General features: G+C 30.6%; 11 protein-coding genes. 6 read left to right on the top strand and 5 right to left on the bottom strand.

Annotated elements, in window-relative coordinates:
• Positions 1–4 precede the first annotated feature (4 nt).
• Positions 5–172, top strand: a complete 168-nt coding sequence (locus ACN5J5_RS12455) for a hypothetical protein (RefSeq protein WP_418645215.1) — start codon at positions 5–7, stop codon at positions 170–172.
• An 81-nt stretch (positions 173–253) separates the two neighbouring features.
• On the opposite strand, the gene mnmE is transcribed toward ACN5J5_RS12455, so the two are convergent.
• From mnmE to ACN5J5_RS12440, 3 genes are read right to left on the bottom strand one after another with little or no spacing between them, the layout of a single operon-like run.
• The gene (gene mnmE / locus ACN5J5_RS12450; protein WP_418646552.1) at positions 254–1,648 is read right to left on the bottom strand and encodes a tRNA uridine-5-carboxymethylaminomethyl(34) synthesis GTPase MnmE; all 1,395 of its coding nucleotides are present in this window, start codon (positions 1,646–1,648) and stop codon (positions 254–256) included.
• Positions 1,649–1,681: 33 nt separating this feature from the next.
• Positions 1,682–2,119, bottom strand: coding sequence for a DUF4268 domain-containing protein (locus tag ACN5J5_RS12445; protein WP_418645214.1), 438 nt, complete (start codon positions 2,117–2,119; stop codon positions 1,682–1,684).
• A gap of 57 nt (positions 2,120–2,176) precedes the next feature.
• Positions 2,177–2,758, bottom strand: coding sequence for a tRNA-(ms[2]io[6]A)-hydroxylase (locus ACN5J5_RS12440; RefSeq protein ID WP_418645213.1), 582 nt, complete (start codon positions 2,756–2,758; stop codon positions 2,177–2,179).
• Positions 2,759–2,884: 126 nt separating this feature from the next.
• On the opposite strand from ACN5J5_RS12440, the gene ACN5J5_RS12435 reads away from it, so the two are divergent.
• Genes ACN5J5_RS12435 through ACN5J5_RS12425 form a run of 3 tightly spaced genes read left to right on the top strand, consistent with a single transcriptional unit; the run spans position 2,885 to position 10,521 of the window.
• A complete protein-coding gene (locus ACN5J5_RS12435) occupies positions 2,885–8,383 on the top strand; it encodes an alpha-2-macroglobulin family protein (RefSeq protein WP_418645212.1) in 5,499 nt (1,832 codons plus the stop codon).
• A gap of 18 nt (positions 8,384–8,401) precedes the next feature.
• The gene (locus ACN5J5_RS12430; protein ID WP_418645211.1) at positions 8,402–9,058 is read left to right on the top strand and encodes a hypothetical protein; all 657 of its coding nucleotides are present in this window, start codon (positions 8,402–8,404) and stop codon (positions 9,056–9,058) included.
• Complete coding sequence (locus ACN5J5_RS12425; protein ID WP_418645210.1) at positions 9,055–10,521, top strand: FAD-dependent monooxygenase; 1,467 nt, start codon at positions 9,055–9,057, stop codon at positions 10,519–10,521. Before ACN5J5_RS12430 ends, ACN5J5_RS12425 begins: the two co-directional genes overlap by 4 nt.
• On the opposite strand, the gene ACN5J5_RS12420 is transcribed toward ACN5J5_RS12425, so the two are convergent.
• On the bottom strand, positions 10,518–11,300 hold the full coding sequence (locus tag ACN5J5_RS12420) for an alpha/beta fold hydrolase (protein WP_418646551.1): 783 nt from the start codon (positions 11,298–11,300) through the stop codon (positions 10,518–10,520). The genes ACN5J5_RS12425 and ACN5J5_RS12420 overlap by 4 nt on opposite strands.
• Positions 11,301–11,497: 197 nt before the next feature.
• On the opposite strand from ACN5J5_RS12420, the gene ACN5J5_RS12415 reads away from it, so the two are divergent.
• The gene (locus ACN5J5_RS12415; protein WP_418645209.1) at positions 11,498–12,811 is read left to right on the top strand and encodes a DEAD/DEAH box helicase; all 1,314 of its coding nucleotides are present in this window, start codon (positions 11,498–11,500) and stop codon (positions 12,809–12,811) included.
• Positions 12,812–12,926: 115 nt separating this feature from the next.
• Here the strand turns inward: ACN5J5_RS12415 and ACN5J5_RS12410 are convergent, their stop codons facing one another.
• Positions 12,927–13,874, bottom strand: coding sequence for a tRNA dihydrouridine synthase (locus ACN5J5_RS12410; RefSeq protein WP_418645208.1), 948 nt, complete (start codon positions 13,872–13,874; stop codon positions 12,927–12,929).
• An 85-nt stretch (positions 13,875–13,959) separates the two neighbouring features.
• Here ACN5J5_RS12410 and pbpC point away from each other — a divergent pair, with 85 nt between their 5' ends.
• Positions 13,960–16,308 (top strand): penicillin-binding protein 1C, encoded by a 2,349-nt coding sequence (gene pbpC / locus ACN5J5_RS12405; RefSeq protein WP_418645207.1) that lies wholly within the window; start codon positions 13,960–13,962, stop codon positions 16,306–16,308.
• The last annotated feature ends 159 nt before the right edge of the window (positions 16,309–16,467 follow it).

Raw genomic sequence — 16,467 nt, 5'->3', positions numbered from 1 at the left:
CAAGATGAAAAAAAATAAAAAAATAAAAGACGAATTAATATCAAGAGAAGAGGCTCTAAAAAAGTTAGGGAAGTATGGTAAATATACCGCTTTAACTGCCTTGGGAACCTATTTAATTTTAAGTCCAGAAAAAGCACAAGCACAAAGTCCTGATGCTCCAGGATGGGATTAGAGATTGAAATAATTTAACAAAAAAACAGCTAATTAATAATTAGCTGTTTTTTTGTTTTATAGTTTGGTGAGAATTATTTTATTACTTCCCGATACAAAAATTCCCAAAAATATGACCTAAAATATCTTTGTCAACATCGTATTCTCCGGTGATATTTCCTAAGTGACGTAAACATTCTCTAATATCGATAGAAAATAAATCGGTAGAAATTTCTAAATCAATTCCTTGTTGTACAGAGGTAATTGCAATTAAAGCGTTATTTAAAGCTTCAAAATGGCGAGAATTACTCACAATGGTTTCATTATTGCTTAACGCGCCGGTGTTTACTAAAGAAGTTAATTCGGTTTTTAATTCTTCGATTCCTGTTTTTTGTTTTGCAGAAAGAAGAATAAGATTTTCTATTTCCGATTGTAAAACAGCTGAATCATGACAAGACAACGTATCAATTTTGTTAGCAATAACTAGTAATCGCTTATTAGGAAAACGTTGCTTTATCGTTTCAATTTCTTCTAAAAACTCATCACTAGAATGCGAAAATTTATTAGAATCGATTAAGAAAATAATTAATTGTGCATTTTCTGCTTTTTCGTAAGCTTTTTTAATTCCGATATTTTCTACAATATCTTCCGTTTCTCTAATTCCGGCAGTATCTATAAAACGGAAAGCAACACCGTCAATAATCATTTCGTCTTCAATAGCATCGCGAGTGGTACCAGCAATGTCTGAAACAATGGCTTTTTCTTCGTTTAAAAGTGTGTTTAATAAAGTTGATTTTCCAACATTTGGTTCACCAATAATGGCAACTGGAATTCCGTTTTTCATTGCGTTTCCAAAGGCAAAAGAATCAATTAAACGTTTTAATACAAAGGTGATTTTAGCAACTAATTCTTTAAACTTTGTTCTATCAGCAAACTCTACATCTTCACCAGAAAAATCGAGTTCTAATTCAATTAAAGCAGCAAAATCTAATAATTTAGCTCGTAATTCTTTTAATTCATTGGTAATTCCACCACGCATTTGCTGTATTGCCATTTGATGACTCGCCGCAGAGTTAGATGCAATTACATCGGCTACAGCTTCGGCTTGACTTAAATCCATCTTGCCGTTTAAAAAAGCACGCATGGTAAATTCTCCATTATCTGCCATTCTACAGCCATTTTGTAAAAATAATTGGATAATTTCTTGCTGAATAAAAGCTGACCCATGACACGAGATTTCTATCACATTTTCGCCAGTGTACGATGTTGGATTTTTAAAAACGGATACTAAAACTTCATCTAAAATTATATTATTTTTAATAATATGTCCTAAATGTATGGTGTGCGTTTTTTGGTTTAAAAGCGACTTTTTCTTTGTAATAGATTTAAAAAAAGAAGCAACAATTTCTATGGCTTTTTCTCCAGAAAGGCGAATTACAGAAATGGCGCCAACACCTGATGGTGTTGCTAATGCAATAATAGTGTCGTTTTGAATCATCATAAAAAGTAAAAGTTAAGAACAATTTTTTTATTAAATAGCTTGTTTAATAAAATCTTCGTATTCGTAAAAAAACAGTTCAAATTGTGTCATAGTTGCTACATAAAATTCATAGCAATCGCGCCAAGTATTTTTATTATGGATGCTAAATTTCTTATCGTACGAAACATAAATACGACGAATAATTTTACGGTTATCTAGCTCAAAATTATCATGGTATATAACTTCTGGTAAATATTCGGTTTCTAAAATGGTTTTTAAAGAAAGTAATTGATCGTATAAAACTTCATTTACAATATCTTCAGGGTTTTCAAAATCTAAACAAACCGATGCGGTTTTACGGTCTGCTTGAAACTTAAAAGCAACTCCTTTTATTTTAGTGTTGTATAACAGCCATTTTCTAGGAAATGATTTCCCAAAACTTGTCCAAAATTCTTTGCGTAATTGTGCTGATTCTTCTTTGCTAAACATTTAGAGTTGTAAAGTTTACGAGTTTTAAAATATCTTTTTTTAAATTTCCCTAATTTTTTATCCGTGTACTTTAGCCAAAGTACCACGATTTCGCATCATTTCAGCTTCAAAAGCAAGCAAAGCTTCCCATTTTTCATCAACAATTGTTCTGTCTTGATATTTACGCGCAAATCCTAAAAACACGGTATAATGGTTGGCTTCAGAAATCATTAAATCCTTATAAAATTTAGCTAATTCTTTGTCTTCCATATTTTCAGAAAAAACTTTAAAACGCTCACAACTTCTTGCTTCAATTAAGGCAGCAATTAATAAACGTTGTACTAATGCGTTTGTACGATCTTTTGTTTTTGTAAAAAACTTTTGAAGTTGAATTGCATAGTCGTTTTTTTGCTCGCGCCCTAAAACCATTCCGCGTTTTACCATAAAATCGTGCACCATTTTAAAATGCTCCATTTCTTCAATAGCAATTTCACTCATACTTTGTACAAGCTCGGTTTCTTCAGAATAATTTATAATAATAGAAACTGCATTTGAAGCTGCTTTTTGCTCTAAAAAAGCATGATCTGTTAATATTTGCTGTAAATTATCTTTCGCAATATCAGCCCAAGAAGTTTCAGTTTCAAATTTTAATCCTAACATATTCTAAATTCATTATTTCGTTACAAAATTAAGGATTATAAAATTTAGAGAGAACTTGTATGCTTCTTTTTTGTAAAAAAATGTAACTTTGAAAGACTTCCTAAAAAAGTATAAAAATTGTTGATTATGAAAAAAAGGGTACAGCTAATTATTTTGGTTTTATTATTGTGCATTACAAATGCATGTAAACCAACTGTAAAAACAGAAAGTAATATAAATGCATACAATAAATATGTAACTGTTTTTCCTGAAAAATTGATTTCTGTAACCCCTAAATTCGATTTTTTCTTAAAAAAGGAAATAAACGATGCATTGGTAACCAATGATGTGGTTAATATTAATCCAAAAGTAAAAGGAGAAGTTATTTTTAAAGACAATGTTATTTCATTTGTACCTAGCGAAAAATTAGCGAGTAATAAAGAATATACAGTAACACTTCATTTATCAAAATTATATGATGATGTTGAAGATGCTTTAAAAAACTTTACAATTAAAGTAAAAACAAGAGAGTTATTATTTAACATTTCATTGCAATCGCCAAAAGTTTATAATAAAAATTGGTATTATATTGATGGTGTTTTAACAGCCAGCGACGTTATTGATAAAGAAAAATTAGCAGATTTAATACAAGCAAAATATAAAGGGAAAAAAGCGACAATAAAATTTGAGGCTTTTGAAAAATTAGCTTCTAAAGTATCTTTTAAAATAGATAGTTTAGAGCGATTTGTTGATGATGAAAGTTTAAAAGTATTGTGGAACGGAGCTTCTATTAAATCAACCTCAAAAGGAGAAAGAGAGTTAACCATTACAGGAAAAAATACGTTTAAAGTATTAAATGTTGAAGTAACAAATACAGACAAACAACATATTGAAATTAGTTTTTCTGACCCAATAAAAAAAGCACAAAATTTAGAAGGTTTAATTCAGTTTAAAAATACTCAAAAAAGAAAGTTCACCTATAAAATAACCAATAATAGCGTGGTTATTTATCCGAAGGCATCTTTTAAAAACAAGGTAGCTATTGAAATATTTAAAGGTATTAAAAGCGCCGAAGGTTATAATTTAAAACAAAACTACAGTAAAATACTACATTTTCAGCAATTAAAACCATCAGTAAGTTTATTAAAAAGCGGAACGATAATTCCGAATTCAAAAAACCTAAAAATCAATTTTAAAGCAGTTAATTTAAAAGCCGTTGATGTAACAGTTTATAAAATTTACAAAGACAATGTTTTACAGTTTTTGCAAAATAATAATTTAGATAATCGAGGTAATTTGCGTTATGTTGGGCGTCCGGAAGCTAAATACACTGTTAATTTAAGTAATCAAGGTGTAGATTTAACAAAAGAAAATGCTTTTGCAATAGATTTAGCTGAAATTTTATCAGTAGAAAATGGCGCAATGTATAGAGTTGAGTTTTCATTTAAGCAACAATACTCAAATTATTCTTGTGATGAAACAACAAACAATAGCACCATTATTTACGGTAAAAAAGAGGTAAATACCAAACAATACGACAGCCCTAATTATTACAGTAACGACGATTATTATAGTTACCGTTGGAATGATAGAAAAAACCCGTGTACAGCATCTTATTTTTACAACAAAAACCAAACAACAAACATCTTAGCTACCAATATAGGAGCAATTGTAAAAAAAGGAAATAACGGTACAAATTTTATAGCAGTAACTAATTTATTAACCACAATGCCTGTTAATAGAGCTATTGTAACTTTATATAATTTACAGCAACAGCCTATTAAAAGTGCAGCAACAAATAAAGATGGTATTGTAAATTTTACTGATATTAAAAATGCTTTTTTTGCTGTAATTACTAAAGATAAAAATACTACGTACGTTAAATTGAAAGACGGAAATGCTTTGTCTATGAGTAAATTTGATGTTTCAGGAACAAAACTGCAAAAAGGAATTAAAGGATATATTTATGGCGAACGTGGTGTTTGGCGACCAGGCGATCAATTATTTTTAACTTTTGTGTTAAACGACAATGCAAACCCGATACCAGAAAATCACCCAATTAAATTTGAATTGATAAATCCGCAAGGAAAAATTATTGAAAGAAAAATTTTATATAAAAACAGCAACAATGTATATGCTTATACACCAAAAAGCAATACAGATGCAATTACAGGTAACTGGAAGTTGCGAGTAAGTGTTGGTGGTGCAGTTTTTAACAAAACACTTAAAATAGAAACAATAAAGCCAAATCGTTTAAAAATTAAATTACAAACACCAACCGATTTTGTAAAAGCAAATACTTTAATAGAAGGGAATGTTGAAGTAAAATGGCTGCATGGTGCCATTGCAAGAGAATTAAAATTAGATATTAACGGAAAGTTTACGCAAACGAAAACTGTTTTTCCGAAGTTTAAGAATTATAATTTTGATGATGTTACGAGACGTTTTAGAACCGAAGAATTTAAAGTATTAAAAGGAACTTTAAATAACGAAGGAAAAACAACTTTTTCTGTAAAACCAAAGTTAGATAACAAAGCTCCAGGAATGTTAAAAGCAAGTTTTATTACAAAGGTATATGAAAATGGAGGAGATTTTAGTACTGATGTGTTTTCTAAAAAAGTATCGCCTTATAAAACTTATGTCGGACTTTTAAATGCCGAAGAACAACAATCTAAAAACTATTTATTTACAGATGAAAAATATACGTTTAATGTAGCAACTGTTAACGAAAACGGAATAGGAGTAGCTAACGACTTAGAAGTTAAGGTATATAAATTATCATGGCGTTGGTGGTGGAGTACTTCTGATAACGGACTTTCTAATTACGATGGTACGCGTCATCATCAAACGTATAAAACACTGCAAGTAAAAACAAATGCTAGCGGTAAAGGTTCGTTTAATTTAAAAGTAAGTGAAAACGACTGGGGGCGTTACCTAGTAAAAGTAACCGATAAGAAAAGTAAACATGTTACTTCTAATATTGCTTATTTTGATTGGCCATCTTGGTACGGAAAGAAAAAAGGAAGTCAAGATAAAACCAATGCTACGATGTTGGTTTTTACTACCGATAAAGAATCGTATGAAGTAAATGAAACTGCTACGGTAAAATTTCCTTCTTCAGAAGGAGGAAGAGCTTTAATTACCATTGAAAACGGAACCGAAGTATTAGATCATTTTTGGGTAGAAACTTCTGCTAAACAAACCGAATTTAATTTTCCGGTATTGGCAAATTATACACCCAATGTGTTTGTTAATATATCATTATTACAAAAACACAGTCAAACTATAAATGATTTACCAATTCGTATGTACGGATCTATACCAATGTTGGTAAACGATCCTACCACTAAATTAGCGCCAGAAATTGACTTAGCAGATGAGTTAAGACCTGAATCAACTGCAAAAATTAGTGTTAAAGAAAAAAACGGAAAAGCAATGACCTATACAATTGCTTTGGTTGATGACGGATTGTTAGATTTAACACGTTTTAAAACACCAAATCCTTGGCATACTTTTTACGCTCGTCAATCATTAGGTGTAAAAACTTGGGATATTTTTGATGATGTAATTGGCGCCTATGGCGGAAAAGTAAATCAGATATTAAGTATTGGTGGTGATGAAGCTGAGGCTGGAAGTAAAAATAAAAAAGCCAACCGTTTTAAACCAATGGTTACTTATTTAGGGCCTTTTAATTTAGCAAAAGGCGATCGTAAAGAACATAAAATAAAAATTCCTAAATATGTAGGTTCGGTACGTGCAATGGTTGTTGCTACGGATGCAAAAAATGAAGCGTATGGAAGTGCTGAAAAAACAGCTTTTGTTCGTAAACCCGTAATGATTTTAGCTTCATTACCACGTAAAATTACGCCGCAAGAAACCGTAACCTTACCAGTAACAGTGTTTGCAATGTTACCTTCGGTTAAAAAAGTAAAAGTAACGGTACAACCAAACGAGTCGTTTACCATTATGGGTAATAAATCGCAAACAATATCATTTAATCAGCCAGATGAAAAAATGGCTTATTTTACGTTAAAAGTTAATGATTTTAAAGGAATAGGAAAAGTACAAATTGATGCTGTTTCTGGTCGCGAAAAAGCATCCTACGAAGTAGAAATAGATGTGTTAAATCCGAATCCGATAACAACCGAAGTAAAAGATGTGGTACTAACATCAAACGAACAAAAAGAATTTAATTTTACCACATTTGGTACTAAAGGCACCAATGCGGTAAGTGTAGAGTTATCTACCTTACCACCAATGAATTTTACCAAACGAATGGGATATTTAATTCAATATCCACACGGTTGTGTAGAGCAAACCACTTCTAGTGCGTTTCCGCAGTTATATTTAGCAGCAATTTTTGATTTATCAGAAGAAAAACAGCAAGATATTGAACGAAATATAAAGGCTACTATTCAACGTTTATCTGATTTTCAAATATCAAACGGTGGATTGTCTTATTGGCAAGGAAACGGAAGGGCGAATAGCTGGGGAACTTCATACGCTGGTCATTTTATGATGGAAGCTGAAAAGAAAGGGTACGCTTTACCAATTGGTTTTAAATCGAAATGGATTAGTTATCAAAAACAACAATCTCGTAATTGGAGAAATAATTCAACTTACTATAATAATGCTTTATCACAAGCATACAGGTTGTATACATTAAGTTTGGCAAATAGTGCAGATATTGCTTCGATGAATCGTTTACGTGAAACAAAAAATATTTCAAACGAAGCAAAAATGCGATTAGCAAGTGCCTATGCATTGATTGGAAAAAAATCGATAGCAAAAGGAATTTTAAATCAGTTAAATGCTACTAGTTTTAGTAAAAGGCGTTATTCTAATTACGGATCAGAAACTCGTAATAAAGCCATGGCTTTAGATACTTATACGTTGTTAAACGATCAAATAAAAGCAATAAAATTAGCAAAAGAAATAGCCGAAAACTTATCGAGCGAGCAATGGATGAGCACTCAAACAACTGCTTATAGTTTATTATCGATGAGTAAATATGCGTTACAAAACGGTGAAAGTACAGGAGTTAACGCGATTTATACATTAAATAAAAATACTAAAACGATTAACATTTCAAAAGCTTTATATGCTGAAGATATTGAAGATGTAAATAAAGAAAATACCTTTAAAATTACGAATAAAAGTAGTGGTGTATTATATGCTCGTATATTTAATAAAGGAATTTTACCTGTTGGAAAAGAAAAAGTAATTCAGCAAAATTTAGAAGTAACAATTACTTATAAAACAAAAGATGGTAATCGAGTAGCGATTGATAATTTATCGCAAGGAACTAATTTTGTAGCAGAAGTTACCGTTAAAAATGCAACCAATGATAAAATAGAAAATGTAGCATTAACACAATTTATGCCTTCGGGATGGGAAATTGTAAATACGCGTTTTACTGATTTTGGTAATACGACTAATTCTTCTCAAGTTGATTTTACTGATATTCGCGATGCAAGTATCAACAATTATTTTACTTTAAAAGCGTATGAAACGAAAACATTTAAAGTGCTTTTAAATGCTTCGTATTTAGGAACTTATTATTTACCAGGAGTTCAGGTAGAAGCCATGTACGATAACGATTATATTGCGCGTACAAAAGGGCAGTGGATTAAGGTTGTAAAATAGCGTATAAAAACATAAAAAATGAGAATTTTTAAAGCCTTTATTATTGTACTATTATTACTAATTTCACCAGTTTCTATCTCTCAAGAAACTCCTGAAAATAAACCAAAAATGAGTAAAGGAGTAGAGGATATTATAAATTTAGGAAAAGATGCTATTATTAAATTAGCATTAAATTTAGTTGATGAAAAAGTGAGTGTTAAGAATTTTACACAAACAAAAATAATGACGAATGGCGAAGAAATTTACGTGTATTTTAAAAATCCAATTAAGTATTTACCAATAAATTCTTCTTTTTATTTTGATGTAGGAGTAAATTTATCTTCAAAAACAGTTTATAAAAACTCAATAGCAAATCCCGTAGCGTTATTAAATAAAAATGATATTGCGTTTTATAAAGAAACATCAGCAATAAAAAAACAGATTACTTTTGTTGTAAAAGCAATCGGTATAAATATTTCTGATTTACATAATTTTGAAGATGAAATTATAATTAGAGAAAAAGAAACGTATTATGCTGTTAATGTAATTTCTAAATTTCAAGAATCTTGGTATAAAATTAAAAAAGAATCAGGTGAAATTTATGATGAAAATCATACACATTTAGAACCTTTACCTTTTAAAACAGCAGGCGAACTGAAATTTAGGAATGTAAATTTTACTAAAAATAATAATTGAAAACAGCTAAAAAACCAACATCTAGTTTTACTACTTGTAAAGAATGCCAAGGACTTGGTAAAAAAAACAGGAGAATACGTAAAAATGTAAAACTACGTTATCAAACTGCGCTAAATGAATACGAAAAATCTGATAAGAAGGGAGATGCACCTATCCGCCCTAAAGCAGAACAATATTCGTGTTTAAAATGTAACGGTTCAGGATTGTTATCGGTTGCTAATTATCCAATAGCAGATACTGAAAATTACCCGCATGTTGCCATTATTGGCGGAGGTATTGGTGGTGTGGCACTTGCAGTGGCTTGTTTACATCGTAAAATTTCGTTTACACTTTATGAACGAGACCTTAGTTTCGATTCTAGATCTCAGGGTTACGGACTTACATTACAGCAAGCAAGTAATGCAATTAAAGGTTTGGGAATTTTTAAGTTAAAAGAAGGTGTTGTTTCTACAAAACATGTAGTTCATAATTCTGAAGGAAAAATAATTGGCGAGTGGGGAATGAGAAAGTGGGTAAATTCGGAGGTTAAAACGTCTCCGAAACGTACCAATGTTCATATTGCACGTCAATCTTTACGATTTGAGTTATTAGAACAATTAGGAAATCATAAATCCGTAAAATGGGGACATCAATTAATCAATTTTAAAGAATCTGAAGATGAAAGTGTTGAACTGAGTTTTGAGGTTGCAGGAAAAATAAAAAAAGAAAAAGCAGATTTAGTAGTTGGTGCAGATGGTATTCGTAGTTCGGTGCGTAAACTTTTAATTGGCGATGCGGTTACGCCTTTACATTACTTAGGTTGTATTGTAATACTAGGTATTTGTCCTTTATCAGCTATTAAAAACACAGAAAGTTCTTTGTTAGATTCTGCTACTGTATTTCAAACTGCAAATGGAAACGAACGTATTTATATGATGCCCTTTACATCAGATTCTGTAATGTGGCAACTTAGTTTTCCGATGTCAGAAGCAGCAGCAAAAGAGTTAAGCGCAAAAGGATCTAAAGCACTTAAAGAAGAAGCCTGTCGTAGAACTCCGTGGCACAATCCTATTCCACAAATTTTAGAAGCTACTGATGAAAGTAATGTTTCTGGATATCCAGTATATGACAGAGAATTATTGACTTCAGAATTGTTATCTAAAGGAAAAAATATAACATTAATTGGTGATGCAGCTCACCCAATGAGTCCGTTTAAAGGGCAAGGAGCGAATCAAGCATTGTTAGATGCCTTAGCGTTAGCTAGAGGAATATCAAAAGGATGTAGCTCTTTATCAGAATGGAAAAAAAATGGAATCAGAGAAAGCGTATTAACAGCTTTTGAAACAGAAATGTTAAAACGTAGCGCATCAAAAGTAAAAGGATCTGCTGCTGCAGTAAAGTTTTTGCATTCTAAAATTGTACTTCAAGAAGGCGATGAACCTAGAGGACGTTCTTTAAAAAGAGAACTTAAAAAACGTAATTAAGCTATAGAATTAATGTATGTAATGGTTTTTGTGTTAAAAAGAGTCGCTTTTTCTACGTTAACTACATGACCACACTTTTTTAGCACAATTAAAGAAGCGTTTACATGTTTTTCAACCACATTTTTTATTGAAGGTAAAAATAAATGATCTTCATCTCCCATAATATATAATGTAGGAATTTTTAAATCTTTCATTCTAAATAAACGCAAAAGTGGATTAATTTCTGAAGTTAATTTAAACCAACGCAAAAATTCTTTTTGATATAATTTTTTGGCTTCGTTAACAAATAGTAACCGAGATTTTTTATGATTTCTCTTTGGCATAATTATAAAAGCAAAAAGCTTATATAAAAGCATGTATGGCACAATTGATTTAAACATATTACCAACAAAAATTAAAAAACGAGAGCGTAAATTAAACTTAATAATGGCGCCACCCATAATCATGCTAGTTACTAAATTAGGTTTCTTTTCGGCTAAATTTCTTATTAAAATTGTACCCAAAGAAATACCAACAAAATGCGATTTTTTAATTTTTAAATGCTCTATAACTTCAACAATATCATCTGTAATTGCATCAAAAGTATATTTTTTATTAAAAGATGATTTTATAATAGATTTACTATCTCCGTGCCCACGTAAATCTAAAATTAAAACATTAAAATGTTTTTTAAAATCTCTAAGTTGTTTGTACCAAATAGCACTGCTACCACCAGCACCATGTACAAATGTTACCCATTGATTAGATACAGCATGTTTGTAAGAATAGTAATTTAACAACTTAAAATTATTTAATAATCCGAGCAAAAATAATTTAATTAAATCACTTTAAGCGGTGTTTTTTTTAACTAATTAGTTAAAGTAAGTTAAAATTAAAAATACCAATTAAAATAACGAATAAATGGTGTTTTTAAGATAAATAAATAAACACTACTTATCTTTGCCATCAATAAAAACTTCATAGATATATAATAATTATGGCAATGACAGTGAAAACACAAGAAGATATTTTAGCTAAACTAAATATTTATGAATTAAATGAAATGCAAAAAAAAGCCATTTCAACTATTGATGAAACTACAAATACCGTAATATTATCGCCAACAGGAACCGGTAAAACCTTAGGTTTTTTATTGCCAACCTTAAAATTAATAGAACCAGATAATAAAGAAATTCAGGCTTTAATTTTAGTTCCGTCAAGAGAATTAGCCATTCAAATAGAGCAGGTAATTCGCGAAATGGGAACAGGTTTAAAGGTAAATGCAGTGTATGGAGGTCGTTCAATGGCAAAAGATAAAATTGAATTAAAACATACGCCAAGTATTTTAATTGGTACTCCTGGTAGAATTTCTGATCATTTTGCAAACGATCGTTTTTCTAAAGACAGTATTAAAACGTTAGTTTTAGATGAGTTTGATAAATCGTTAGAAGTTGGTTTTGAGTATGAAATGCGCGGTATTATTAATCAATTACCAAACATTAGTAAGCGTATTTTAACATCAGCAACTCAAGAAGCTGAAATTCCTGAATTTGTTCGTTTAAATAAACCAACAATATTAAATTATTTGACAGGTAAAAAATCGAGGCAATTAACTTTAAAAACGGTAGTTTCTCCTATAAAAAACAAAAATCAAACATTGGTTGATTTGTTAAAGCATATAGGAAATGAACAAGGAATTATATTTTGTAATTTAAAAGATAGTATAAATCACGTAAGTGAATTTTTAACCAAAAATAAAATTGCACACAGTTGTTTTTCTGGCGGAATGGAACAGAGAGATCGTGAACGTTCGTTGATAAAATTTAGAAACGGTACAAGTCATGTTTTAATAGCAACTGATTTGGCTGCAAGAGGAATTGATATTCCTGAAATGAAATATATAATTCATTACGAACTACCAGAAAGAATAGAGGAGTTTACGCATAGAAATGGTAGAACAGCCAGAGTAAACGCTAAAGGAACTGCTTATATTTTAAAATGGCAAAAAGAAAGTTTACCTGAGTTTTTAAAAAATATACCGAATGCTGATATTTCTCAGAAAGAAAAATTAAAACCACATTATTGGGAAACGTTATTTATTTCGGGAGGAAGAAAAGATAAAATATCAAAAGGAGATATTGCAGGATTATTCTTTAAAAAAGGAAATTTAACAAAAGACCAACTAGGTGTTATTGAGTTAAAACAAGATTGTGCTTTTATATCGGTACCAGTAAGCGAAGCAAAAAAGTTAATAGAAACGTTAAATAATACACGTTTAAAAAACAAAAAAGTACGTATTACTTTAGCGTAAATTATAATATTGAAAAAAAAGGACTTACAATTTGTAAGTCCTTTTTTGTTTGTTGTAATTTTACGAACCTGAATTAAAATCAGCTTAACAATTTTACTTTTTTAGAAAATATATTTTATCGTTCGCTACTTAAAATCTCTTTAACAGCAGCTTGATATTTCTTCGGATTTCCAGCCTTTTTAATCTTTTTATATGTTTTCTGTGGATTTGAAAAGGATTTAGAAAAATACTCCCAAAATCCTAACATTTTCATTTTAATAGGTGTTGGTCCAGATAAATATTCGTCATACTGTTGGTAAATTTCATCATGAAATTCTCCAAAACGTTTCCATCTATCTTTCGGATATTCGGTAGTGTTATCTTTTATCATTTGTGGTAAAAAAGGATCTGCAATTAAACCACGACCAATCATAAAATGTGTAATACTCGGAAAACGCTCTTGCATGGCCTTAAAACCAGCTACCGTAGTAATATCACCATTATAATAAAGTTGATGTTTAGATACGTCAATACATTTTTGAAAGGCATCTAAATCAACATCTCCTTTGTATAATTGTTTTCCTATTCTGGCATGAATAGCCACATTTTTAAGCGGATATTTTTCTAAAATAGGAAAGGAGTGTAAAATTTCTTCACTGTTTTCATAACCCATTCGCATTTTCATTGAAACTACAATATCGGTTTCATTATGTGCTTTGTGTAAAACTTCATCAATTCTTGCGGGATTACAAATTAAACCAGAACCCATTCCAGATTTTGTAACCATCGGGTAAGGGCAACCTAAATTCCAATTTAATTCTTTATAACCTAAACTTTGTACGTATTTTGCTACAAATAAAAACTCATCAGCATCATTGGTAATAACTTGCGGAATAACGGTTAAAGTGTCGTTGTTTTCTGGTAACAAATCACGTTCATAACTCGATTTTATTTTCAATTTTCCATTCAAACGAATATATGGAGCGTAATAAGTATCAATCCCTCCAAAATATTTGTGTTGAGCATTTCTAAAACGAAAATCGGTAAAACCTTGTAAAGGCGATGAAAGTAAGGTAAAACTCATAGTATTTAATAAGCTGCAAATATAACTTACTTATCCTTGATATTTTAAAGTTAAACTTTATACTTTTGAAATAGATATATTGTAAATGAATAACATTTTAAACTTTATACAACAGCACAAAATAAAAGCAATCATTTTATTTTTTTTAATGATAGCTTATTATAATTGTTTACCTCAAAAATTATTTTTAGCGCCAACATCAACCGTAGTTACAGCTAATAATAACGAATTATTAGGTGCTGTGATTGCAGATGATGGGCAGTGGCGTTTTCCTGAAATAAGTTCAGTTCCTAAAAAATTTGAAGTCTGTATTTTACAGTTTGAAGATGCTCATTTTTATCAACACTTCGGATTTAACCCAATATCCATAGGAAAAGCATTTGTAGAAAATATAAAAGCGAAAAGAATTATTCGTGGCGGAAGTACATTAACGCAACAAGTAATTAGATTATCACGGAAAAATAAAAAACGTTCATATTTAGAAAAATTGCAAGAACTTGTTTTAGCAACTCGATTAGAATTTCGATTATCTAAACAAGAAATTTTAAAATTATATACTTCTTATGCACCTTTTGGCGGAAATGTAGTGGGGTTAGAAATGGCTTCGTGGCGATATTTTGGGTTGCAACCCAATCAATTATCATGGGCAGAAACAGCAACATTGGCGGTGTTACCAAACGCTCCGTCATTAATTTATCCTGGTAAAAATCAACAAAAATTAAAAGAAAAAAGAAATAGATTACTTAAAAAATTACATCAACAAAAAATTATAGATAAAATAACGTATGAATTAGCGCTTGAAGAATCTTTACCGCAAAAACCTTATGCATTGCCCAAAACAGCAACGCATTTTGTACAAGAAGTAGCCAAAAAATACAAAGGTAATTTAGTGCAAAGTTCTATTAATATACAGTTGCAAAAACAGGTAAATAGCCTTGTAAAACAACATTATTTACGTCAAAAACAAAACGAAGTGTATAATATGGCCGTTTTGGTGTTAGATGTAGCAACAAGAAAAGTATTGGCGTATGTTGGTAATTCTCCAACAGATAAACAACATCAAAAAGATGTAAATAATATTATTGCACCACGAAGTACGGGTAGTGTTTTAAAGCCGTTTTTATATGCACAAATGTTAACGTCTGGTAAATTATTACCAACTCAACTTATTGCTGATGTACCTACAGAAATTGCAGGTTACACGCCTAAAAATTTCGATTTATCTTTTGATGGAGCGGTACCTGTAAATGAAGCTTTAACCCGCTCGTTAAATATTCCTTCAGTACGATTATTACAAAGTTATGGGTTGGAGAAATTCAACGAAAATTTAAAAGATTATAAAATAAAACACGTTAACAAATCGGCTGATTATTATGGATTGTCGTTAATTTTAGGCGGGGCAGAGGCTAGTTTGTGGGATTTATGTAAAACATTTGCAGGTTATGGCGGAATTGTAAATAACTACGAAAAGTTAAACCATCAATATTATTCGAACGAATATGTGAGTCCGAGTTTTATTAAAAACGATAAAATTGGTTTAGGAAATACACAAAATTCGTATCAAACTATTGATGCTGGTTCGGCTTTTTTAACATTAAATACATTAACTGAAGTAAACCGACCTTATACCGACCAAGCTTGGAAATATTTTGATTCTTCACAAAAAATTGGATGGAAAACAGGTACAAGTTTTGGAAACAAAGATGCTTGGGCAATTGGGGTAACACCTAAATATGTAGTTGGCGTTTGGGTTGGAAATTCTGATGGAGAAGGACGCGCAGATTTAACAGGTGTTGGTAGTGCAGCGCCGTTAATGTTTGCTGTTTTTGATGTACTACCAAAATCAGAATGGTTTTTAGAACCTTATGAAGCGTTGATTGAAGAAAATATTTGCGAAAAAAGCGGCTATTTAGCGTTGCCTATTTGTAAATCGGTTGTAAAAAAAATACCTAAAAACGGAGTGAACGCAAAGCCTTGTCCGTATCATAAACAAATATCGGTTGATGTTTCAGAAAATTTTCAGGTAAATACGAATTGTGAGTCTGTAACCAATATAAAAACGAAAACATGGTTTGTTTTACCGCCATTAATGGCGCATTATTACCAACAAAAAAATGCTGATTATAGTGTGTTGCCAAACTATCGAAATGATTGTAATCAATTAGAAAATAATGTGATGGATTTTGTTTTTCCAACCAAAAAAAGATCAAAAAGATCGTTAACAAAAGGGGAGGATGGTCAAATTAATCCGATTGTTTTAAAAGTAACACATAGCAATGCAAATGCTATTTTGTATTGGTATTTAAACGATGTTTTTATAGGCGATACAACCCAATATCACGAGAAAGAAATTAAACCTAAAAAAGGAATTCATAAAATTATTGTGATTGATAATTTCGGAAATCAAAAAACACGATTTATAGAAGTAATGTAAAATCAAGCTATTAATTATTTGAAGCTATTTCCCGCTTTCCGTACTCGCTCTCTGCGAGGAGCTCAAACAATTACTACAATCGGGGCTAGGAATTTAGATATAATTGAAACATTTTTATCAACCTGAGAAAAGAATTTTTAACTATTTAAATTAAAAGGT

The organism is Tenacibaculum insulae, assembly GCF_964512435.1.
Lineage (GTDB): Bacteria > Bacteroidota > Bacteroidia > Flavobacteriales > Flavobacteriaceae > Polaribacter > Polaribacter insulae_A.
This window is presented reverse-complemented; position numbering and strand designations above follow the sequence as displayed.

Bases quoted from the DNA above. Each gene is read 5' to 3' on its own strand.
- ACN5J5_RS12435 (WP_418645212.1), top strand. From the start codon at position 2,885: ATGAAAAAAAGGGTACAGCTAATTATTTTGGTTTTATTATTGTGCATT.
- ACN5J5_RS12440 (WP_418645213.1), bottom strand. From the start codon at position 2,758: ATGTTAGGATTAAAATTTGAAACTGAAACTTCTTGGGCTGATATTGCG.
- ACN5J5_RS12430 (WP_418645211.1), top strand. From the start codon at position 8,402: ATGAGAATTTTTAAAGCCTTTATTATTGTACTATTATTACTAATTTCA.
- ACN5J5_RS12455 (WP_418645215.1), top strand. From the start codon at position 5: ATGAAAAAAAATAAAAAAATAAAAGACGAATTAATATCAAGAGAAGAG.
- ACN5J5_RS12445 (WP_418645214.1), bottom strand. From the start codon at position 2,119: ATGTTTAGCAAAGAAGAATCAGCACAATTACGCAAAGAATTTTGGACA.
- pbpC (WP_418645207.1), top strand. From the start codon at position 13,960: ATGAATAACATTTTAAACTTTATACAACAGCACAAAATAAAAGCAATC.
- ACN5J5_RS12415 (WP_418645209.1), top strand. From the start codon at position 11,498: ATGGCAATGACAGTGAAAACACAAGAAGATATTTTAGCTAAACTAAAT.
- ACN5J5_RS12410 (WP_418645208.1), bottom strand. From the start codon at position 13,874: ATGAGTTTTACCTTACTTTCATCGCCTTTACAAGGTTTTACCGATTTT.
- mnmE (WP_418646552.1), bottom strand. From the start codon at position 1,648: ATGATTCAAAACGACACTATTATTGCATTAGCAACACCATCAGGTGTT.